The 21,242-nt window shown below is 72.4% G+C and carries 19 protein-coding genes; 14 read left to right on the top strand and 5 right to left on the bottom strand.

The window, feature by feature from the left end; translation table 11 throughout:
* Positions 1 to 123: 123 nt before the first annotated feature.
* From RM704_RS35055 to RM704_RS35030, 6 genes are all read left to right on the top strand, one after another.
* Entirely contained in the window at positions 124 to 996 is an 873-nt protein-coding gene (locus tag RM704_RS35055) for an AfsR/SARP family transcriptional regulator (RefSeq protein WP_033527839.1), read from the top strand.
* A 135-nt stretch (positions 997 to 1,131) separates the two neighbouring features.
* Positions 1,132 to 2,517 carry an MFS transporter gene (locus tag RM704_RS35050; RefSeq protein WP_063774487.1) on the top strand — a complete coding sequence of 462 codons (1,386 nt, stop codon included), beginning with the start codon at positions 1,132 to 1,134 and terminating at the stop codon, positions 2,515 to 2,517.
* A gap of 64 nt (positions 2,518 to 2,581) precedes the next feature.
* Positions 2,582 to 3,811 carry a methionine adenosyltransferase gene (metK, locus tag RM704_RS35045; RefSeq protein ID WP_033527840.1) on the top strand — a complete coding sequence of 410 codons (1,230 nt, stop codon included), beginning with the start codon at positions 2,582 to 2,584 and terminating at the stop codon, positions 3,809 to 3,811.
* Positions 3,812 to 3,870: 59 nt separating this feature from the next.
* Positions 3,871 to 4,800, top strand: a complete 930-nt coding sequence (gene metF, locus RM704_RS35040; protein ID WP_052146098.1) for a methylenetetrahydrofolate reductase [NAD(P)H] — start codon at positions 3,871 to 3,873, stop codon at positions 4,798 to 4,800.
* Positions 4,785 to 5,774, top strand: coding sequence for a carbohydrate kinase family protein (locus tag RM704_RS35035; RefSeq protein ID WP_033527841.1), 990 nt, complete (start codon positions 4,785 to 4,787; stop codon positions 5,772 to 5,774). The genes metF and RM704_RS35035 overlap by 16 nt, the downstream gene beginning before the upstream one ends.
* A gap of 32 nt (positions 5,775 to 5,806) precedes the next feature.
* Positions 5,807 to 6,976 (top strand): transaldolase family protein, encoded by a 1,170-nt coding sequence (locus RM704_RS35030; RefSeq protein WP_063774490.1) that lies wholly within the window; start codon positions 5,807 to 5,809, stop codon positions 6,974 to 6,976.
* Here the strand turns inward: RM704_RS35030 and pabB are convergent.
* A complete protein-coding gene (pabB, locus tag RM704_RS35025) occupies positions 6,960 to 9,059 on the bottom strand; it encodes an aminodeoxychorismate synthase component I (protein ID WP_033527842.1) in 2,100 nt (699 codons plus the stop codon). The genes RM704_RS35030 and pabB overlap by 17 nt on opposite strands.
* Before the next feature lie 33 nt (positions 9,060 to 9,092).
* On the bottom strand, positions 9,093 to 9,848 hold the full coding sequence (locus RM704_RS35020; RefSeq protein ID WP_052146083.1) for a methyltransferase domain-containing protein: 756 nt from the start codon (positions 9,846 to 9,848) through the stop codon (positions 9,093 to 9,095).
* A 244-nt stretch (positions 9,849 to 10,092) separates the two neighbouring features.
* Here RM704_RS35020 and RM704_RS35015 point away from each other — a divergent pair, with 244 nt between their 5' ends.
* Positions 10,093 to 12,108, top strand: a complete 2,016-nt coding sequence (locus tag RM704_RS35015; protein WP_311591990.1) for a helix-turn-helix domain-containing protein — start codon at positions 10,093 to 10,095, stop codon at positions 12,106 to 12,108.
* On the opposite strand, the gene RM704_RS35010 is transcribed toward RM704_RS35015, so the two are convergent.
* Both RM704_RS35010 and RM704_RS35005 read right to left on the bottom strand, forming a co-directional pair.
* Positions 12,060 to 13,181, bottom strand: a complete 1,122-nt coding sequence (locus tag RM704_RS35010) for an IS701 family transposase (RefSeq protein ID WP_052146084.1) — start codon at positions 13,179 to 13,181, stop codon at positions 12,060 to 12,062. The genes RM704_RS35015 and RM704_RS35010 overlap by 49 nt on opposite strands.
* A 108-nt stretch (positions 13,182 to 13,289) precedes the next feature.
* Positions 13,290 to 14,186, bottom strand: a complete 897-nt coding sequence (locus RM704_RS35005; RefSeq protein ID WP_052146085.1) for an alpha/beta fold hydrolase — start codon at positions 14,184 to 14,186, stop codon at positions 13,290 to 13,292.
* A gap of 398 nt (positions 14,187 to 14,584) precedes the next feature.
* On the opposite strand from RM704_RS35005, the gene RM704_RS35000 reads away from it, so the two are divergent.
* From RM704_RS35000 to RM704_RS34975, 6 genes are all read left to right on the top strand, one after another.
* Entirely contained in the window at positions 14,585 to 15,139 is a 555-nt protein-coding gene (locus RM704_RS35000) for a hypothetical protein (protein ID WP_052146086.1), read from the top strand.
* Positions 15,136 to 15,717, top strand: coding sequence for a thiamine pyrophosphate-dependent enzyme (locus RM704_RS34995; protein WP_052146087.1), 582 nt, complete (start codon positions 15,136 to 15,138; stop codon positions 15,715 to 15,717). The genes RM704_RS35000 and RM704_RS34995 overlap by 4 nt, the downstream gene beginning before the upstream one ends.
* A complete protein-coding gene (locus RM704_RS34990) occupies positions 15,714 to 17,093 on the top strand; it encodes a DUF6002 family protein (RefSeq protein WP_052146088.1) in 1,380 nt (459 codons plus the stop codon). Before RM704_RS34995 ends, RM704_RS34990 begins: the two co-directional genes overlap by 4 nt.
* A 136-nt stretch (positions 17,094 to 17,229) precedes the next feature.
* The gene (panD, locus tag RM704_RS34985) at positions 17,230 to 17,679 is read left to right on the top strand and encodes an aspartate 1-decarboxylase (protein WP_033527844.1); all 450 of its coding nucleotides are present in this window, start codon (positions 17,230 to 17,232) and stop codon (positions 17,677 to 17,679) included.
* A 101-nt stretch (positions 17,680 to 17,780) separates the two neighbouring features.
* Positions 17,781 to 18,869, top strand: a complete 1,089-nt coding sequence (locus RM704_RS34980) for a hypothetical protein (RefSeq protein ID WP_052146089.1) — start codon at positions 17,781 to 17,783, stop codon at positions 18,867 to 18,869.
* A gap of 71 nt (positions 18,870 to 18,940) precedes the next feature.
* A complete protein-coding gene (locus RM704_RS34975) occupies positions 18,941 to 19,774 on the top strand; it encodes an EamA family transporter (protein WP_107072307.1) in 834 nt (277 codons plus the stop codon).
* Between the two features lie 21 nt (positions 19,775 to 19,795).
* Here RM704_RS34975 and RM704_RS34970 read toward each other — a convergent pair whose 3' ends face one another.
* Positions 19,796 to 19,918 (bottom strand): hypothetical protein, encoded by a 123-nt coding sequence (locus RM704_RS34970; RefSeq protein ID WP_311591984.1) that lies wholly within the window; start codon positions 19,916 to 19,918, stop codon positions 19,796 to 19,798.
* A 149-nt stretch (positions 19,919 to 20,067) separates the two neighbouring features.
* On the opposite strand from RM704_RS34970, the gene RM704_RS34965 reads away from it, so the two are divergent.
* Entirely contained in the window at positions 20,068 to 21,132 is a 1,065-nt protein-coding gene (locus RM704_RS34965) for a GlxA family transcriptional regulator (protein WP_311591982.1), read from the top strand.
* Positions 21,133 to 21,242 lie beyond the last annotated feature (110 nt).

Here is a 21,242-nt window from a genome sequence, read left to right as displayed (position 1 = left end):
CAAAGAGGGTGAAATCGGGCGCGGTTGACAGAGTCCTGAGTGATTCGGGTCGGAACGTGGAGCGGTTGTGGTGTCCGAGTTACGTTCTGGAGCACCGGAAACTTCGACACGAGAGGAATTCCTATGGAGTTCGGAGTTCTCGGCCCGCTTTCCGTGACGGATTCGACGGTGATTTCCCCGGCCCGCGCCGCGGCGGGCGAGGGTCCGCGCGACATCGGGGGCCGGTTGCCGTCCGCGCCCAAGACACGGCAGTTGCTCGCGCTGCTGCTCCTGCACGCGGGCGACCAGGTCTCGCTCGACACCTGCGTGCAGGAGCTGTGGGGCGACGACTCACCGCGCAGCGCGGTGCAGAGCGTGCACACCCGGGTCTTCCAACTGCGCCGGGCACTCGCGGCGTGGCCGTCCGTGGGTTCCGCCGAGGCCGCGAAGCGCGTCCTGGAGACGCGCTACCAGGGCTATGTACTGCGCGTGCGCCAGGGCGGCCTGGACCTCCACGCGCTGGAGGGTCACCTGGCCGAGGCCCGCCGCGCCCAGGCGTTCGACGACGACATGCTCCTCGCCACCTCGCTGCGCTCGGCACTCGGGCTGTGGCGCGGCCGGACCCTCGTCGACGTCCAGGCCGGCCCGCACATCCAGGCGCAGGTCGCCCGCCTCGAGGGCATGCGGATGACGGTCCTCGAACAGTGCCTGGACGCCGAGCTGAGGCTCGGTCTCCACCACCAGTTGCTGTCCGAGCTGGGACTGCTCGTCTCCCGGTATCCGATGCACGAGAACCTGCACGCCCAGTACATGATCGCCCTCTACCGGTGCGGGCGCACCGCGCACGCCCTGGAGGTCTTCCACCTGCTGAGCCGCCATCTCGCCGACGAGTTGGGCATCGAGCCGTCGCACAAGCTGCGCAAGCTGCAGACCGCCGTGCTGACGGAGAACGCGGAACTGGATGTGCGGCCCCCGCAGAACCTGCGGCTCTCCCTGGATCTCGTCGCCAGCCGCTGACGGACCGTCCGCCCGCGCGGCCACGAGAGACGACCCACTCGCGAGAAACGCCCATACCCGCGAGAGAGCGACCGACCGCGAGACAGCCGACCCACGCAAGCGAGAGCCGCCGCACCCACGAGAGAAGAGTCAGCGATGCCGGCCCCCCGCCCCCGTGCCTCCTCCGCCCCGACCACTCCCGAGGAACGCCGCGTCCACCGCTTCCAGACCCGTATCGCGGTCTGCGCCGGAGGCGGCGAGGTGTGCGACGGATGGATCCTCGGCGTCGTGGGCACCGCCCTGCCGCTCGCCCGCGCCGACCTCGCCCTCACCTCGCTCCAGACCGGGCTGATCGGCGCCGCCACCCTGATCGGCATCTTCTTCGGGGGGATCGTCTTCGGCCGGCTCACCGACAGGTTCGGACGCCAGAAGATGTACCTGTTCGACCTGCTGGTCTTCCTCGTGGGCTCGGTGCTCCAACTCGTCGTCGACAGCGCCCCGCAGCTCTTCGCCGTACGGCTGCTCATGGGTGTCGCCGTGGGCGCCGACTACGCCATCGCGGGGGCGCTCGTCGCGGAGTTCGCCCCACCCGCGCGACGAGGGCGGCTGCTGGCCTCGCTCATCGCGTTCTGGTACGTGGGCTACACGCTCGCGGCGACCGTCGGCCTCGCCCTCTCCTCCTGGAGCACCGACCCCTCCCTGTGGCGCTGGATCCTCGCCAGCAGCGCCGTGCCCTCGCTCGTGGTGCTGCTGGCCCGGCTGGGCACCCCCGAGTCACCTCACTGGCTGGCGAGCAAGGGCCGGTACGCCGAGGCCGACGCGATCAGCCGGCGATGGCTCGGCACGGGCCACGACGGAACGGGGGCGGAGCGGACGCCGGCCGCACGGACCGGCCTCGCGACACTGTTCTCCCGCCCTTACCGGCGCAGGACCGCGTTCACCAGCCTCTTCTGGCTCTGCCAGATCACCCCGTTCTTCGCCATCTCCACCTTCGCCCCGCAGGTGCTGGCCTCTCTCGGCGCGGGCGACGACGGCACCAGCGAGGTGGCGCTCAATCTGTTCCTGCTGCTCGGTTGTGTGAGCGGGGTCTGGCTGATGGACCGGGTCGGCCGGAGGCACCTGCTCATCCACCCGTTCCTGGTCACCGCCGGAGCCCTGCTGGTGCTGGGCCTGTGGCCGCACGGCCCGCAGTGGGCGATCGCCGGCTGCTTCGCCGTCTTCGCGCTGTTCCACGCGGCGTCCAGCACGCTCCAGGCGGTCTACCCCAGCGAGGTGTTCCCGACCGAGATCCGGGCCACCGGCATCGGCTTCGCCGCCGCCACCAGCCGCGTCGGTGGCGCGGTCGGCACGTTCCTCGTCCCCGTCGGCCTTCAGGAGTGGGGGGTGAGCGCCGTGGTGCTCTGCGGCTGCGCCCTGTCCCTGGTGGGTGCGCTGGTGTCGGTGGCCTGGGCCCCGGAGACCAGCGGCCTGTCGCTGTCGAGGTCGAGTGCGCCGTACGGGGTGCCGCCCCGCGACCCGAGCGAGGAGAACCAGCCCGTCTGATCCTCCGCCCGACCCCCTTGCGCGACTTTCGCCCCCGCTGCCCCCGCTGCCCGAAGGAGAGCCCATGTCCCGCCGCCTGTTCACGTCGGAGTCGGTCACCGAAGGCCACCCCGACAAGATCGCCGACCAGATCAGCGACGCCGTCCTGGACGCCCTGCTGCGCGAGGACCCCCTGTCGCGCGTCGCGGTGGAGACGCTCATCACCACGGGCCACGTCCACGTGGCGGGCGAGGTGACGACACGGGCGTACGCCCCGATCGCCGCACTCGTGCGCGAGACGATCCTCCGCATCGGCTACGACTCGTCGGCGAAGGGCTTCGACGGGGCCTCGTGCGGGGTCTCGGTGTCGATCGGCTCGCAGTCGCCGGACATCGCCCAGGGCGTGGACACCGCGTACGAGAAGCGCGTCGAAGGAGCGGCCGCGGGTGGGGAGGACGACGGGCTCGACGCGCAGGGCGCGGGCGACCAGGGCCTGATGTTCGGCTACGCGACCGACGAGACGCCCGAGCTGATGCCGCTGCCGATCCATCTCGCGCACCGGCTCTCCCGGCGGCTGTCCGACGTCAGGAAGGACGGGACGATGCCCTATCTCCGTCCGGACGGCAAGACCCAGGTCACCATCGAGTACGAGGCGGACCGGCCGGTCCGCCTCGACACCGTCGTCGTCTCCTCGCAGCACGCGCGGGACATCGACCTGGATGCCCTTCTCGCCCCCGACCTGCGGGAACACGTCGTGGAGCAGGTCCTCGCCGGGCTCGCCGACGACGGCGTCAAGCTGGACACCGAGGGCTACCGGCTGCTGGTGAACCCGACCGGCCGTTTCGAGATCGGCGGGCCCATGGGGGACGCGGGCCTGACCGGGCGGAAGATCATCATCGACACGTACGGAGGCATGGCCCGCCACGGCGGCGGCGCCTTCTCCGGCAAGGACCCCTCCAAGGTGGACCGCTCGGCGGCGTACGCGATGCGCTGGGTGGCGAAGAACGTCGTCGCGGCCGGTCTGGCGCGTCGTTGCGAGGTCCAGGTCGCCTACGCCATCGGCAAGGCCCAGCCGGTCGGTCTGTTCGTGGAGACCTTCGGCACGAACACCGTCGACGCCGAACTCATCGAACGCGCCATCACCGAGGTCTTCGACCTCCGCCCGGCCGCCCTCGTGCGTGACCTGGACCTGCTCCGACCGATCTACTCGGGGACGGCGGCGTACGGGCACTTCGGCCGTACGCACCCGGACTTCACCTGGGAACGCACCGACCGCGCGGACGAGCTCCGGCGCCGTGCGCTCCTCGCACGGTGACCGGTGCGAGCGGGCGCGCGGTGGGCACCCTGGAGAGGAGCGGGACAGGGAGCCCGCGTCTGCCGGGCGGCCCCGCGGACCGCCGACGGCCCAGTTTCTCCTTCGAGTTCTTCCCCCCGAAGACGGCAGCGGGCGCCCGCACCCTGTGGGAAGCGGTCCGCCGCGTCGAGGCGCTGTCGCCGGCGTTCGTCTCCGTCACCTACGGCGCCGGCGGTTCGTCCCGCCACCGCACCGTCGAGGTCACCAGGCGGATCGCCGCCGACACCACGCTGCGGCCCGTCGCCCATCTGACGGCCGTCGGGCACTCGGTCGCCGAACTGCGGGGCGTCATCGGCCAGTACGCGGACGCGGGCGTACGGGACGTCCTGGTCCTGCGCGGTGACCCGCCCGGAGATCCGCGCGGTCCCTGGGTGCCCCACCCGCAGGGTCTGCGTCACGCCCACCAACTCGTCGAACTGGTGCGCTCCCTGGGGGACTTCTCCGTGGGAGTGGCCGCCTTCCCCGAGCGTCATCCCCGCTCGCCCGACTGGGAGAGCGACATCCGGCACTTCGTCGCCAAGTGCCGGGCCGGCGCCGACTACGCCATCACGCAGATGTTCTTCCACGTCGACGACTTCCTGCGCCTGCGGGACCGGATCACGGCGGCGGGCTGCGACACACCGATCATCCCGGAGATCATGCCCGCCACCGACGTCCGGCAGATCCGTCGCTTCGCCGCGCTCAGCGACGCCGCCTTCCCCGAGGACCTCGCCCATCGTCTGGAGGCCGCGCGCGACGACCCCGCCGAGGGGCACCGCATCGGGGTCGCGTACGCCACCGCGATGGCCTCACGGCTGCTGGACGAGGGCGCGCCGGGTCTGCACTACATCACCCTCAACAAGTCCACCGCGACCCTGGAGATCCACCGGAACGTCGAGCCCGGCCGGGTCCCCCACCGACCGCCCGCCCCCGAGTACGGCTGGAGAGCGACACGATGCGCATCGCCGTGACAGGTTCCATCGCCACCGACCATCTGGCCACCTTTCCCGGAAGGTTCGCCGACCAGTTGATCGAAGGCCGGCTCGACAGCGTGTCGCTCTCCTTCCTCGTCGACGATCTCGACGTACGCCGTGGCGGCGCCGCCGCCAACATCGCGTTCGGCCTCGGCTCACTCGGTCTGACGCCGCTCCTCGTGGGCGCGGTGGGAGCCGACTTCGACGAGTACGAGGTCCGGCTCAAGGAGTACGGCGTCGACACCGGTCACGTCCATGTGTCGGACACGCGCCAGACCGCGCGCTTCATGTGCACGACCGACGCCGACCAGAACCAGATCGCCTCGTTCTACGCGGGGGCCATGACCGAGGCCTCCCGCATCGATCTCGCGCGAGTGGCCGAACGCGGCGGGGCGATCGATCTGGTCGTGGTCTCCCCGAACGATCCGACGGCGATGCTGCGCCACACCGAGCAGTGCCGGGAGCTCGGGATCCCCTTCGCCGCGGACCCCTCGCAGCAGCTGGCCCGCCTGGACCGCGACGCGGTCCGCCGGCTCGTCGGCGGCGCCGGGTGGCTCTTCACCAACGAGTACGAGGCCTCCATGCTGCTGGGCCTGAGCGGCTGGACGCGCGAGGAGGTGCTGGTCCGGACGGGGATGTGGATCACCACCCGGGGAGCGGAGGGCGTCAGGATCGACACGGCGGACGCGGAGCCGCGGTACTTCCCGGCCGTGCCGACGACGCGGGTCGTGGACCCCACCGGCGCGGGCGACGCCTTCCGGGCGGGTTTCCTCGCCGCACGGAGCTGGGGCCTGCCTCTGCGGGCCGCCGTCCCCCTGGGCTGCGCCCTGGCCACGACTGCGTTGGAGGCCCTCGGCCCGCAGCAGTACGCGGTGTCGCCGACGGAGCTGCTGGAGCGTGTCGGGGCCGCGTACGGCGGCGAGGTCGCCTCGCTGCTCGCCCCCCGTCTGGCGCGAGCCACCTGTCGGTGACCGCGGTGGACACGCTGACCACGGGAGAACCGATGGGAGACGAACGCCGTGGCACCGACGTCCCCGGGGACGGCTCGGTGCTGCGGAGCCTCGCCGCGGAGGGCGTGTCCGTCTGGCTCGCGGGGGTGGGCCGGCCGGAGCTGGTCGACGGCTCGCTGAGGACATGGGTCGCCGACGCGTACATCACCGGGGTGGTGCTGTCCGCGTCGGCGATGACACGTGAGCTCCGGCGGCACGGCGACCACGCGTACCTCGAACAGCTGGGCCTCCTCGCCCGGCGGCGTGCCTCGCCCGAGGAGATCGTGCGTGCCCTGTCCGCGTACGACGCGCGCTGGGCGTGCGACCTCCTCGCCCCCGTGCACGAGGCCGCCGAGGGCCTGGACGGCTGGGTCTGCGCGGAACTCGACGCGCGACTCGCGGACGACGGCCCGTCCACGCTCGAAGAGGTGCGCGCCCTCGCCCTGGCGGTCAACCGCCCGAACCTGCTGGTGACCGTCGCCGCGACCGACGCCGGTCTGGACGTGGTGCGCGCGTGCGCGGCCGAAGGCATCGGGGTGTACGTGGCTCCCCTGCACTCGGTGGAGCGCTACGGGGAGGTGCTCGACGCCGGTTGGGAGGGCCTGGAGCGGGCACATCGCGCCGGGCGGACGGTCCGGGGCGCCTGTGTGGCCGCCCTGGACGTGGCGGCGGTGGAGGCGGCGGTGGACCGGCGGCTCGGCGGGCCGGACGACTCGCCGGACGCCGCCGGCCTGCGGGGCCGCACGGCACTGGCTCTGGCCCGTGTCGCCTACGACCTCCATGAGCGCGGGCTCGACTCCTGCCGCTGGCGCACGCTGCGCCACGCCGGCGCCCGGCCCCAGCGGCTCGTCTGGTCCGGCGCGAGCAGGGGCGACGACGTGGACTCCGACGAGCCGGACACCGGCGTGCGCCACGTGGAGGAGATCGTGGCCTGGCGGACGACCCACCTGCTGTCGCCCCGGGCCGTGGCGGAGGCGGCTCGCCGTGCGAGGCCGCGCGGCGACTCCCTGTCCGGGGAGGCGCCGGCGGCCCACGACACCGTGGCGGCGCTGCGGCGACGGGGCATCGACCTCGGCCGTCTGGGCGCGGACCTGGACCGGCTGCGGCTGCGGCAGCGGGTGCGGGACCGTGCGGAACTGCTCGACGCCGTGCGGGACACCCCCTGCGTCAGGGAGTACCTGTGAGGCCCGCCTCCATGAGCGCCGGCCGTCGGCCCGGGAACTCCCCGCCGACCAGCGCGAGCAGCGGGGCGGCCTTCACCGCCGTCTCCTCGAACTCGGCCTCGGGATCCGACAGCGCCGTGATCGCCCCGCCGATGCCGTACCGCACACGGTCCGGTGTGACGACGGCCGTACGGATGACGATGGACAGGTCAGCGGTGCCGAGCAGGGAGAAGTAGCCGATCGCGCCGGAGTAGACGCCGCGGGCCCCGCCCTCCAGGTCGTCGATGATCCGCATGGTCCGTTCCTTCGGGGCACCGGTCATGGAGCCGCCGGGGAACGCGGCGCGCACGCAGCGGACCGCGCCGCCGTCCGCCCGGAGGGTGCCGCGTACGGTGCTGACCAGTTGGTGCACGGTGGCGTGCGTCTCCACGGTGAAGACCTCGGACGCGGTGACCGAGCCGATCTCGCAGACGCGGCCGAGGTCGTTGCGGACCAGGTCGACGATCATCAGGTTCTCGGCGCGTTCCTTCTCGTCCGCGCGCAGTTCCTCGGCAAGGGCGCGGTCGTGAGCGGGAGTGCTTCCGCGGGGACGGGTGCCCTTGATGGGTTTGGACTCGGCCGTGCCGTCGGCTCTCACCCGCAGGAAGCGCTCGGGCGAGCTGCTCAGCACGGACAGGTCGCCGAACCGCAGCAGGGAGCCGTGGGCGCTGGGGCTGATCCGGCGCAGTCGGCGGTAGCCCTGCCAGGGGTCCAGCGCGGTGCGTGCCTCGGCCATGTTGGTGAGGCAGATCTCGTACGACTCGCCGGCGGCGATCTGTTCCTGGCAGCGCCGGATCAGTTCCAGGTAGGCGTCCCGGTCGTGGCGCAACTCGATCCGGCCGGCCTGGGCGCCTGCGGGCGCGGCGGGCACCGGTCCCGGCTCCCTGCCCGCCAGGTGGGTCAGTCGTGCGGTCGTGTCGTCGAGCCAGGAGGTCGCGGTGGACGTCGTGTCGTCCTCCGTCAGCGCCAGCAGGTGGGTGGTGCCGGTGTGGTGGTCGAACACCACCGCGCGGTCCACGAACAGCATGGTCGCGTCCGGTTCGGCGGACTGGTGGGTCGGCCGGCCGCCGCACTCGGCCCCCAGTTCGTAGCCCAGGCTGCCGACCCAGCCGAGTGCGAAGTCGAACGGCAGGTCCGGTGCGTCGACCCGGATCGAGCGCAGGTCCTCGTCGAGCCAGTCGAGGAAGCCGCCGGTGACCAGCCGCAGGCCGTCCCGGCCGGTGATCCGGACCGTGCGGCTGTGCACGTCGGCGGTGGCGACGCGCGCGAGCGGGCCCGACGCGTCGCCCATGTAGGAGAAGCGGCCGGAGTCGTCGTCGGTGCGGCTGCTGTCGAGCCAGAACGCGTGGGTGGCGGCCCCGTAGAGGTGCTCGAAGACCACTTCCGCGTTCCACCGGGTCGGCAACTGCCGCGCGTGGACGGTGAGTCGGCGTCGCCGGGGCCTCGCCGGCGGCCGTTTCGGCGCGAGCGCCGGTGCGGCACCGCGGCGCCGAGTGCCGCTCCGCTGCAGGAAGTTGCGCAGGAGCCGGTGGCCGTGCGGCGTGCCGATGGACTCCGGGTGGAACTGGACTCCCCACAGGGGCCGGTGCCGGTGGCGCAGTCCCATGAGTGTGCCGTCCGGTGTCCAGGCTGTCGCTTCGAGGGCGGCGGGGAGGGTGTGGACGGCGAGGGAGTGGTACCGCACGGCGTCGAAGGGGCTCGGCAGACCGGCGAAGATCTCCCGGCCCGTGTGGAGGACGGGTGAGGCACGGCCGTGGCGCGGCTCCGGTGCCCGGTCCACCACTCCCCCGCCCGCCACGGCTATGCCCTGGTGGCCCAGACACACACCCAGGAGGGGGATGCCGGCGGTTTCGACGATCTCGCGGCAGAGGCCGAAGTCGCCCGCGCGGCCCGGGTGTCCGGGTCCGGGCGAGAGGACCACGTTGTCGAAGGCCGAGAGGTGGGCGGACCGCCAGTGCGGGTCGTCGTTGCCGACGACGGTCGGTTCCCGGCCGCTCAGTTCGGCCAGGTGGTGGAAGAGGTTGTAGGTGAAGGAGTCGTGGTTGTCGACGAGCAGTGTGCGCATACGTGGGCAGCGCCCTTCCCGTGAACGGTGCCGTCAGGCGTGGACGAGGTCGAGGCCCGTTCCGGTCCGCGCCCCGCGTTCCCGGGCCGGGCGTATCTCCAGCAGCATGTGTTCCACCGGGTCGGATCCTTCGTGGACGGTGCGGGTCCGGAGCGTGCGCAGTTCCCGGCCGCATCCGGCGGCGATCTCCCGCAGGGCTCCGAGGTCTCCCCGGTCGCTGAAGTGCAGGAGGGCGACCCCGTCGTCGGTCAGATGGTGCAGGACCTCGGACAGGTACCGGCCGTGGGTGCGGTAGCCGGGGTCGACGTAGGCCCGCTCGTGGACACTGCGGTACGTGTAGTCGGCCGGCGCCATCACGTAGTTGGAGCTCCAGAAGATCCGGTCGAACCGGGCGCCGGGGTCGAGGGCGGAGAACAGGTCGCTGTGCAGTGCGGTGACCCGGTCGGTGACCCGGTGCCGTTCCGCGTTGAGACGGGTGTTCTCCACGGCCCGCTCGTTGATGTCCGTCGCGACCACGGAGCCCCAGCCGGCGAGTGCCGCCTGGACCGCGATGACGCCGGCGCCGCAGCCGATCTCCAGCAGGGAGGCGGGCGGCCGGTGCGGGACGGTGCCGGTCAGCCCGAGGAATTCGGCGCCGATGCGTGTCGAGGGGGAGTACAGGGGGGCGAAGACCTCGCCGAGCAGGTCCCAGCGTCGGCCCAGGAGGGTGAACTCCCGGGGCCTGTCCGGCCGGGTCAGCGAGCGGTGGCTGCGTTCGAGCGACTTGAGGTGACTGCGGACGTCCGACATGGAGGCCTCCAGGCGAGGTGTGGGGTGCTCCGGCGAGCCGATCTCCCCTCACCCTTCTCGATGGGGCCCGCGCCCCGGAAGGTGATCCAGTGACAGCCCCGGCCGCCTCGGTGGTGGCTCGGCCACAGGGTTGGGTGTGCCACATGCGGGGCAGGCGTGCGAGTGCGCGGGGGCGGCCTCAGCCGGGACGGCGGGCCCACCGCCGTGGGCAGAAGGAGCGGATCCGGTGCGGTTGGGGGAGTGCGTGAGCGCAGACGAGTTACCGATATCCGAAGGCGGGCACCCGGACGAGTCCGCGCACATGCTCTCCGTCCTCGAACTGCTCGCGGCGGAGGCGCCGCCGGCCCGGGTACGGGAACTCGTGAGAGGTTTCGGCCGCCGCGACCCGAGGCCGGATCGCGAGGCCGTCCTGCGACTGGAGCGGGCCGAGAGCCTGGCGCTCCAGGTGCACTCGCTGTTCGCCCGCCGTCAGCAGCGGGAGGCGGAGCTGTCCGCCCTCGTCGACACGGCACGCGACCTGACGTTGCCCTACGAGCTCGACACCCTCATGGAGACCGTCACCCGACGCACCCGCAGCCTGCTTGGCATGGATATGTCATACGTCAGCTTCCATGACGACGGCGGGAACGAGAGTTTCGTACAGAGCGCGGACGGACACGCCTCCGCCCTCACCGTCGGCTACCGGGTGCCGGACGAATCGGGTCTCGGCCGGGCGGCCACCGAGAAGGGCGTCCCCATCTGGACCCCCGACTACCTCTCCGACGACAGTTTCCGGCACACCGGCGTCCTCGACGAGGTGGTGCGCGCGGAGGGGATCCGGGCGATCATCGCCGCTCCGCTGTCGGTCGGCGGCAACACCTTCGGCGTGCTGTACGCGGCCGACCGGAACGTACGCCACTTCAGCGTCAACGACGTCGCCCTGATGAGTTCGCTCGGCGGCCTGGCGGCCGTGGCCATAGACAAGACCCGCGCCCTGGAGCGCAGTCACGCCGACGTCGCCGGCCTCACCGACTTCCGCCGCCTCGGGGAGACGCACAGCAGACTGGTCGACCTCGCCCTCACGGGCACCGGGCTGCAGACCCTGGCCGCCGAGGTGGCCGAGGTCCTGGGCGGGGCCGTGCTCATACGGGACATGGAACACCGCTCGCTCGCCTCCGTCGGAACGATGCCCGAGACGGACGAGGACGAGGCACGGGCCGCGGTCCAGGCCCCCGCCACGGCCGGCGCGCGGCGCGTGGGCCGTGACGGCAGGGGGGTGTGGGCCACCCCGGTCATGGCGGGCAGCGAGGAACTCGCGGTACTGCTGCTGCACCCGCGGCAGCCTCTGGACGACGCCGGGGTACGCCGGATGCGGCTGGCGGCTCAGGCCGTCGCCGTGCTGCTCCAGGTGCAGCGCAGCGAGGCGACGGCGGCGAGCCCCTTCCGTGACGAGCTGTTCGACGACCTCCTGGCCCTGGAGCGGCGACCGCTCAAACAGCTCGAACTGCGGGCGAGCAGGCTGGGCATCGCCCACGACCAGTCGTTCGTCGTGGTGGTCGTGCGTCCCGAGGGCGCTACCGCCGGGCGCGCCGCCAGCTGGGCGGCCTCGTACGCGCACCGCGTGGGCGGGCTCAGGAGCATCCAGAGCGGATGCGTCTCCCTGCTGTTGCCGATGTCGGCCGCTCCCGAACCCGGCTGGGGAGCGAGCTCGTTCGCCCGGTCGGTCTCCGACCAGCTGGACGGACTGCTGGGGCACCCGGCGACCGTGGGCGCGGGCGGACCGGTCCAGGGCCTGGGGCGGGTGCGCAAGGCCCATCAGGAGGCCATGCGCTGCATGGAGGCGCTCGTCGCGCTGGGCAACGTGGGAGCCAGCGCGTCGGCGGCGGACCTTGGCTTTCTCGGCGTGCTGCTCTCGGACGACCGCGACGTGGCCGCCTTCGTCGACGCGACGATCGGGCCCGTGCTCGACTACGACGCACAGCGGCTGACCGATCTGACGAGAACGCTGGACGCGTTCTTCGCCTCGGGCGCCAGCCCGACCAACGCGGCCGAACTGCTGCACGTGCACCCCAACACGGTCTCCCGGCGCCTGGAACGCGTGGCCGAACTCCTCGGTGCCGACTGGTCGAAGCCGGAGAAGGCACTCGACGTGCAGCTGGCTCTGCGGCTCCACCGGACGAACCACGTACTGCGCCACCAGCGGCGGACCGGCCGGACGACGGAGCCCTCCCCTCAGGCGGACAGCCCGCACACCTCCGGGCCCTCGCCGTACACCGGCTGACCGACGGCGCTCACCGACCTCAGCGCGGAGATCGCGTACGCACAGGAGGCCAGCGTCATGTGCCGGTGCCAGCCCTCCAGCGACCGGCCCTCGAAGTCGCGCAGCCCGACCGCCTCGCCACGGGTGCGCCAGCCCTGCTCGACCCTCCCGGAGAGCCGGGTGAGGTTCAGGAACGCTGGCGCGGAGAGGGCGCGCACATTGGTCAGCCACACCTGCGCGGGCGGGCGGCGCAGGTCGTGCCACACGCCGAGGGCGGTGAGCGGCCGCCCGCCGCCCGGCCCCTGGCCGGCCAGACGCACGGGGGCGGTCACGAACGCCGTCTCCGGCCCGCCCGCCCCCGTGGCCGGCCGGGTGTGACGCAGCCGCAGCGCCCTGTCGAGGATCCGCTGCGCGGGGGCGGCGCGCCGGCCGTGACCTCCCAGCGCCGGATGATCCGCCGTGACCCTCACACGGCCGCCGATCCGCGTCACGAGCGGGAACCCGTCCGCCAGATGCCGTGCCACGAGACGCTCTTCCTCCGGAACGCCGCGTACGTCGAGCAGTGCGGGCCGCAGCGGATCGCCCCAGCGCCGTACGTCCTCCAGGAGCCCGGCCACACTGTCGCGCGGACCGGCGTCCGCCGCCGCCTCGTCGCACCACCGCCCGGTCAGCCGGAGGCGCCAGCTGACCGGCGCGGTCACCCGCGGGGACGCGAACCACATGCCGTACGCCTGCTGGCCGTTCACGAGCTGACGGGTGTCGGGCGAGAAGTGCCGGCCCACCCCCACACTGTGTTCGCCCGTCTTGCGGATCGACACCGGTTTCAGCACCCAGGCGGACGCGGGCCCCGTCGTCTCCAGGAAACGGGCCAGGGCCCGGCGCAGCGGAGTCCACTCCCACCGCGAGCTGCTGACGAAGTGGTGCAGCCGCTGGGTGTCACGGGGCACGCCGACCGCCGACGCGATGTTGGCGATGGACTTGCGTCCGTCGGCACTCAGCAGCCCGTCCACGTACTGCCGTGCCCGGATGCGCTGGTCGTAGCGGCGGAACTCCGTGAACAGGACGGCGCACAGCTCGGTGGCGATGTCTTCCATGACACACCAGGCTTCTCGTCCTCGGTGCCGAGGACGAGGTGAGAGGAACACACCGCTGTCGCCCGCCCACGGTGCTCAGGTCACCACCGGGCGCCGGTCAGGGGCCCGTCAACCACCCGAATCGGGCGGCGAGGTGGTGGCCGGGCCACCATGCGGGGCCGCCGCGCCACGGCCGTCCTCCCCGAGGAACGCCACCAGCGCGGTGAGCAGCGGCGTGGTCGCGTCGAGCGGCACCAGATGGCCCGCGCCGGGGATGAGCCGCAGCCGCGCACCGGGGATCAGTGACGCCAGTTCGTGGGCCTTGGCGACGGGGATCCAGGAGTCCTCCTCGCCCCAGCACACGGTGACGGGGACCTCGATGTCCCGGTACAGCCCCTGGATCTCGTCGGTGTGGCGCTGGTCGGCCTGGGCGATCTGCCGGTAGAACGCAGCCTGCCCCGTCCCGTCCGTCCAGGGCCGGGCCAGGGCCTCGGCCGCCTCGGGGCGCAGCCCCGTGTGGCTCGCCGAGGCGATGTACTCGTGGACGAGCGCCCGGTGCAGCGCGGGCGGCAACTGCTCGAAGACATGGGCGTACTCGCCGACCAGCCGGAAGAACGGCGAGCCCCACGGCGCGAGGGCCACCGGGTCGACGAGGGCCAGGCGCCGGTAGGGGACGCCGTGCAGCAGATGGGCCCGCAGAGAGACACAGCCACCGAAGTCGTGGGCGACCACGGACGGGTCCGACAGCCGCCAGTGCGCCATCAGCTCGGCGAAGACCTCGCCCTGCGCCGCGAGGGAGACGTCCTGTCCCTCGGTCTTCTCGGACGCGCCGTAGCCGGGCATGTCCCAGACGAACACCTGGTGGCCCCGGTCGGCGAGCGCGGTGGCGATCTCCTGCCACACGTACGAGGAGAACGGGGTGCCGTGCAGCAGCACGACGGGGGCACCGTCGTGCGGGCCCAGCCGGTTCCAGCGGACCGTCCCCGACCTGCTCTCGAAGGCCTCGGGCAATTCCCAGTCGTGCAACGGTCGGTTCCTTCCCGCCCTCACCAGGCATGGACGACCGGAGAGATCCGGTGCCGGTACGTGGTGGACAGTCTCTCACCGGGGCACCGGCCGGGGCGTCAGGGCCGAGGGGTGGTGGCCCGGTCACCCTCCGGCCGCCCGGTTCGGGCGGTTGCCGTGTCCCGGGCCGGCCCCGGGTGGTGACCGGGCCACCACGACCGGGCCACAGGGGTGTGTCCCTCACACCTCGTCCCCGGCACCGGGAGGCGGGAAGTCTGGTGTGCCGTGGAGGACATCGCCCGTCGACGCCGCCCCACGGACTTCCCTCTCCGCTCTCACCGCCGCGTTCCCACCGCTCGCACGACCGCGTTCCCCCGCGAGTCCCGGCGCGGTGCCTCGATCCGAGAGAAAGAAGACACATGACAGTGAACACGAGCACACCCCTGGAACCGGACCGGCTGAACTCCCCCGGCCGTCGCGTCGCGGACCTCGCGTCCGTGCTGACCACGTGGTGTCCCGACCTGTGCGCGGCGACCCCGTGCGGTGTGCTGGCTCCGCTGCTCGGCCGACTGGAGGAGCACCACCCGCAGTTCCGGTACGTCCATCGTGAGGACAACGCCGTCGCGCTGGCCGTGGGCACCGCCCTGGCCGGCGGGCGCGGCGCCGTGCTCATGCAGAACTCGGGCTTCGGACAGTCGGTCAACGTCATGGCGTCCCTGGTCGAGCCCTTCGACGTGCCGCTCGGACTGGTCGTCAGCATGCGCGGCACCGGGGTCGACGGCACCCGGGAGAACCGCGGCATGGGCGAGGTCACCGTGCCCGTGCTCGACCGTCTGGGGGTGCCCTGGCGCATGCTCGGAACTGACGGCGACCGCGACGCGGTGGCGTGGTTCGAGACCATGCTGGCCGACCGGACGGGGCCCGTGGCCCTGCTGGTGCCGCCGGAGTCCTTCGGCTGGAGCGCGGCCCGGTGACCCGGCGGTCGGACGTCCTGGAGACGGTCGTCGAGCACGGCCACGACAGCCCTCTCGTGTTCACGACGGGCTACACGTGCCGGGAGGCCTTCGCCGTGGGCGACGCGCCCAATCACCTGTACATGACGGGCTCCATGGGGATGGCCTCGGTGATCGGTGTGGGGATCGCCCGGCGGACGGACCGGACGACGGTGGTGGTCGACGGGGACGGCGCCTTCCTCATGAACCCCGGGGCGCTGATGGTCGTGAAGCAGTACCGGCCGGAGAACCTGCTCCACCTGGTCCTCGACAACGGCGGCTACGAGTCGACCGGCGGCCAGGAGTCGTCCAGCGCCCTGTTCGACATCCCCCTGATGGCCATGACCATGGGCTACCGCGCGTGCACGCGGATCGACGACCCGGTGGATCTGCGTCGGCGGCTACCAGAGCTCATGCACGCGCCCCGGGGCCCGCATCTGGTGTACGTCCCCACGGAGCCAGCGCCCGCGGGGAGCAGTCCGCGGATCACAGTGGATCCCGCGGCCAACTTCCTGCGCTTCCGCGCCTGGATGACCGGTCCACGAAAGGTGGAGGCATGACGACCGCCCTCACGTCGGACGCGCTGTTCGACTCGGAGATCAGGACCACCTCGTCGGACAGTCTGATCGTGCGGTACTACCGCGGGATCCGGCTGGTGTCGGAGAGGCTGCGCGACACGGTGTCCGGCGACACCTTCGCCCCGGCGTTCGACTACCCGGAGCTGAACGACACCTGGGAGGAGTTCTTCGGTGTCGCGCGGGCCTCCTGGACCGGGCTCGACGACTACGGCGACAAGCGGCTGACGCTGCTCGACCTGACGGGGAATCCGGCGACCCGCACCGGCAAGACCCCCGCCTCGCTGTTGATGGTGGCGCGGGCCGTCCACCACATCCGGCGCACCGGCGAGCCGGTCCTGCTCTTCACGCCGTCGTCGGGGAACAAGGCGATCGCCCTGCGCGACGCGGTCGGGCGGGCCCTGCGGCTGGGGCTCGCGGACCCCGACGAACTGCGCATCGTGACGCTGACCCCGCGTGAGACGCTCTACAAGTTCCGCCGCGACCCGCTCATCGACTCCGACGAGCTGCGGCGGCTGAACCCGCTGATGGTGTACGACGGCGACGAGCCTGCCGCGGTGAAGAGGATCGGCGCGGAGTTCGCGCGCATCGTGTCCCTCCCCGGGCGCGGGCCGTGGCGTGTCTGGCAGTCCCTGAACATCGCCAACTACCAGGCCGCGGACTGCTGCCGTGCCTTCTTCGAGTACGAGTTCGGTGGCGGTCCGGGCCGGCGGCTGCACGCCCACTCGGTGTCCAGCGCCTACGGACTGCTCGGCTACCAGCGCGGCCTCGACCTGCTGGCGGGCCTGGGCCTGCCGGTGCGTCAGCCCGGCTTCCTGCTGGTGCAGCACTCCGCGACCAGCGACATGGTGCGGCACTTCCTGCGCGCCCGGACGGGCCAGGAGCCCCGCGTCGAGTACCGGCACAACAGCCGCACCGGACTGCTGGAACAGGACGTCTCGCCCCACTTCCCGCGGACCACCTGGTCCGAGCGGGAGAACCTGGAGCCCACGTTCTACACCAAGGAGCCCCCCACCGCGCCCGAGATGACGGGGCTGATGAAGGCGCACGGCGGCTCGGGCGTCATCGTGTCGCTGCACGAGTGCCTGGCCCGCTACGGCGAGGTGCGGCGGCACCTGCGCGGCACGGGCTGCGAGCTGCCCGACGACCCGCGCACGCTCGGGGAGTGGTCGCTGGTCATGGCGCTCACCGGTGTCTTCAACGCCGTCGACCGGAAGCTGGCCGATGACTTCGACGACCTCGTGGTCCACGGCTCCGGGGTCTACCACCGGCCCACGGACGAAGGCGTACGACCGGACCAGGTACAGGTGGTGACCGACGCCCCGCACATGGCCCGGCTGGTCTCCGAGGCCGCCCGCTGACCCCTCCCCCGCCGTCTCGCGAAGAACCGCTGGACGAGGAACCACTGGCCAAGAACCACTGGGCCAAGAACCACTGGACGCAGAGCTTCTCGACGAAGAACCCCTCGGACGGGAAACGAAGAAGGAGTTGACGACCATGAAGCGTGAACTGCTGAAGTCGAAGATCCACCGGGCGACCGTGACCCAGGCGGACCTGCACTACATCGGCTCGATCACTCTCGACCCGGACCTCATGGAGAAGGCGGACATCCTGCCGCACGAGAAGGTGGACGTCGTCGTCCTCAACAACGGCGCGCGCTGGACGACCTACGCCCTTCCCGGCCCCCGCGGCAGCGGTGTCGTCGGGATCAACGGCCCCACCACCCGGCTCGCGCTGCCCGGCGACCTCGTGATCGTCATGGCGTACGCCAGCGTCACCGAGGAGGAGACCAAGACACACGAGCCCCGGGTCCTCTTCGTCGACGGCTCGAACAAGATCATTCACGAGGGAACCGACCCTGCCGCCGCTCCCGAGGGAACGGGCACCTTCCGCGGCGACCAGCTGAAGGAACCGCACCCCTCCGCTCCGCACCCCGCCGCACGCTAGTGCAGCGGCACTAGGAACCGCCGTGCGGGCCCCGGACCCCGCTCGTCGTGGGTCCGGGGCCCGCGCCCGCCCGGGCGCGGGCCGATCCCCGAGGAATTCCATTGGCCAGTCGCGACATCCTGATCGTCGGAGTCGGATCGCTCACCCGGGCGATCTGCTCGTCCCTCGCCACGACCGCCGCGGAGCGGTGCACCGTGACGCTGCTGTCCGGCACACCGCGCAACGCGGCGGAGGTCTGCTACATCGCGAACACCCGCGCCGCGCTGAGCGGGACCGGAACGCGGTTCCGCGCGCTGCCGGCGCCGGAGTACTCCGCCGAGGTGTTCCGTGACGTGCTGGCACGCGTCCAGCCCGCCGTGGTCCTCAACTGCGCCTCGCACCAGTCGCCGTGGGAGGGGACCCGCGCCCCGTCGGCGTGGAGCGATCTCGTGGCCCGCGCCGGGTTCGGCGTGACCCTGCCGCTGCAGTCGGTGCCCGCCCTCACCCTGGCGGAGGCGATCGCCGAGGTGAGTCCACAGGCCCTGCTGGTGAACGCCTGCTTCCCCGACGCGGTCAATCCCGTCCTGGACGCGCTCGGCCTACCGGTGTTCTGCGGGACGGGCAACGTCCTGACGATCGCCGCCTCGCTGCGGTCCGCCCTGAGCGCCGAGCGGCATCCGGGCACGCTGCGCGTGCTGGGTCATCACGTGCATCTGCACACGCCGCACCACCCCGAGGATGAGGCACTGGCCTGGCTCGACGGGTCGCCCGTACCGGAGGTCACCGAGGCGCTGCGCGCACAGCGCGGTACCGCGCGGGCCGAACTCAACGCGGTGGGCGGTCATGCCACGGCACTCCTCCTGGGGAACCTCGTCGACCGGCGCGACACGCTCGCGAACCTCCCGGGGCCCTCGGGTCTGCCCGGCGGCTACCCCGTGCGGATCTCCTCGGGCCGGATCCGCCTCGACCTGCCCCGGGGGGTGTCCCGGGAGCACGCCGTGGCGCTCAACCAGCGATGGGCCGTACTCGACGGTGTCCAGGTCCGGCCGGACGGTGGCGTCCGTTTCACGGCGGAGGGCGACCCGGAGACCGACAAGGAACTGCCGGACGTCCTGAGCCCCTTCCCCGTCACGGACCTACGGGAGAGGTGTGCGCGCATGCTCGCGCTGAGGGCACGGCTGCGAAACCTGCCGGCGCGGTCCTCCGCATGAGGGGAGGACAACGGGAGAGGCGGGCCGCCGGGGTGCCGGACGCGCCCCCGGGGCGGGGGCCGGGGCGGGGGATGCCACCCACCCTGATGGTGCTGGGCGGCATCGTCGCCCTGGAGTTGGGCGCCGCCCTCGCCAAGCTGCTGTTCCCCCTCGCCGGTGTGGCGGGCGTGGTGGCGCTGCGGCTCCTGTTCGCGGCCGTCGTGCTGGCGGTCGTCATGAGGGCGTCGCCGCGTACGGTGCGCGACCGGGCGACGCTCGGGCTCGTCCTGCTCATCGGGACGCTGCTGGCCCTGCACCATCTGGCGTTCTACGCGGCCGTGGACCGGCTGCCGTTGGGGGTCGCCGTCACCATCGAGTTCACCGGCCCCCTGGCCATCGCCCTGTTCTCCACGTTGCGCGCACGCGGTCTGCTGTGGGCGGGGCTGGCCGCCGTCGGGGTCTGTCTCACCGCGCTCGCCGACACGACGGGTCCGGTGAGTGCCGCCGGAGTGCTGCTGGCCGCCGGGGCGGCGGTGACCTGGGGCGGCTACATCCTCGTCTCCTCGGCCCTGGGCCGCCGGACCGACGACGGGCGCTGGCTGACGGTGGCGACCGCGTGGGCCGCTCTCCTGACGCTTCCGGTGGCCCTGGCCACCTCCGGCACCCGGCTGCTCGACCCGTGGGTGCTGCTGGGATGTCTCGGCGTCGCCCTGCTGTGCGAGGTCGTGTCCTACTCGCTGCAGAACGACGCCCTGCGCCGTATGCCGGCGCAGGGCTTCTCGATCCTGATGAGCCTGGAGCCCGCCGTCGCCGCGCTGCTCGGGCTGCTGATCCTCGGCCAGTCCGTCTCCGCCTGGCAGATCGCCGGGATCGTGGCGGTCGTGCTCGCGTCCATCGGCAACACGCTCGCGCCCGGCCGGGAGTGACCTCGGCGCCCCGGCCGGCGGTCAGTCGTTCCAGTGCGCGGGCGGGGGCGCCGGCCGCAGCCCGTGCCGGATCGCATGGGCCGTGTCGACGCCGTAGAACACGTCGCGGAAGAAGCGCTTGAAGGCGATACCCAGTGCGTACATTCCGTCTCCACCTCTCTGCGTCGCGTCTGTGTCGCGCTGACATCACCCAGGATTCCGTGGGCACCCGACCAGTACCAGTGGCGGCAATGACACTCTTCGCTAAGATTCCGCCAGGGGCTCCGTCAGGTACTCCGCGGGAGGAGCGACAGATGGCAGAGCGGATGAGAGAGCGGCGGGAGAACCCGCCCTACCGGGTCGCCGTACTGGTGACGGACGAGACCTCGGCCTTCGAGGTCGGCATGGCCACGGCCGTCTTCGGCCCGTACCTGAGCGACCTGATCTCCGGTCGCTACGAGCTGCGGCTCTGCGCGGAGCAGCCCTCCTCCGTGCCCCTGGCGGGAGGGGCCGTGCTGACCACGCGGTACGGACTGCGGCAGCTGCGCACCGCCCACACGGTCATCGTGCCCAGCAGCGCCGATCTGGACGTGCCGCCCTCCGACGCGCTCGTGGCGGAACTGCGCGCGGCACACCGGGCCGGCGCGCGCATCGTCTCCACGTGCACGGGCGCCTACAAGCTGGCGGCGGCCGGACTGCTCGACGGGCGGCGCGCCACCACGCACTGGCGGTGGGCGGGGCTGCTGCGCACCCGCCATCCGCGGGTGGAGGTGGATCCGAATCCGCTGTACGTGGACGAAGGCGACGTCCTGACCGGCGCGGGCAGCGCCGCCAGCCTGGATCTGTTCCTGCATCTGGTGCGCAAGGACTTCGGGACGGAGCTGGCCAACGCGGTGGCCCGCCGCCTGGTGATCCAGCCGCACCGGGACGGGGACCAGGCGCAGTACATCGAGGCGTCGGTGGCGGCGCCGCCCGAGGACGACGGGCTCTCGCGGAGCATGGCCTGGGCGATGAAGAACCTGGGCGGGCCGATCACGGTGGGCACGCTGGCCCGCGAGGCACGGATGTCCGAGCGCAGCTATCTGCGTCACTTCGCGCGGAGCCAGGGCGTCTCACCGATCCGCTGGCTGATCTCGCAGCGGGTCCGGGCGAGCCTGCCGCTGCTGGAGACCTCACAGGCCTCCGTGGAGGAGGTCTCGGCCGCCGTCGGCTTCGAGTCACCGGTGACCTACCGCCACCACTTCACCAAGATCATGCACACCTCGCCCTCGGCCTACCGCAGAGGCTTCCGCACCGTCCAGGTGGCCAGGGAGGCGGCCCGGACGGACCCACGGAGCACGAGCGTCCCCGGGGGCGTCTGGGGAGCCGGAGCCATGTGACACCGGACGATCGCGCAGGAGCCCGACGCCCGGCGCCGGGCTGAAAATCCGTTGACGGGCGCACCGGCAAGGCCCGGACGATCAAGCGCGTGTCTGCCGCCCTGGCCCCG

The organism is Streptomyces gottesmaniae, from assembly GCF_031845845.1.
Taxonomy (GTDB): Bacteria; Actinomycetota; Actinomycetes; order Streptomycetales; family Streptomycetaceae; genus Streptomyces; species Streptomyces akebiae.
Note: the sequence above shows the minus strand (reverse complement) of the source record. Positions and strands in the feature narration are given on the sequence as shown.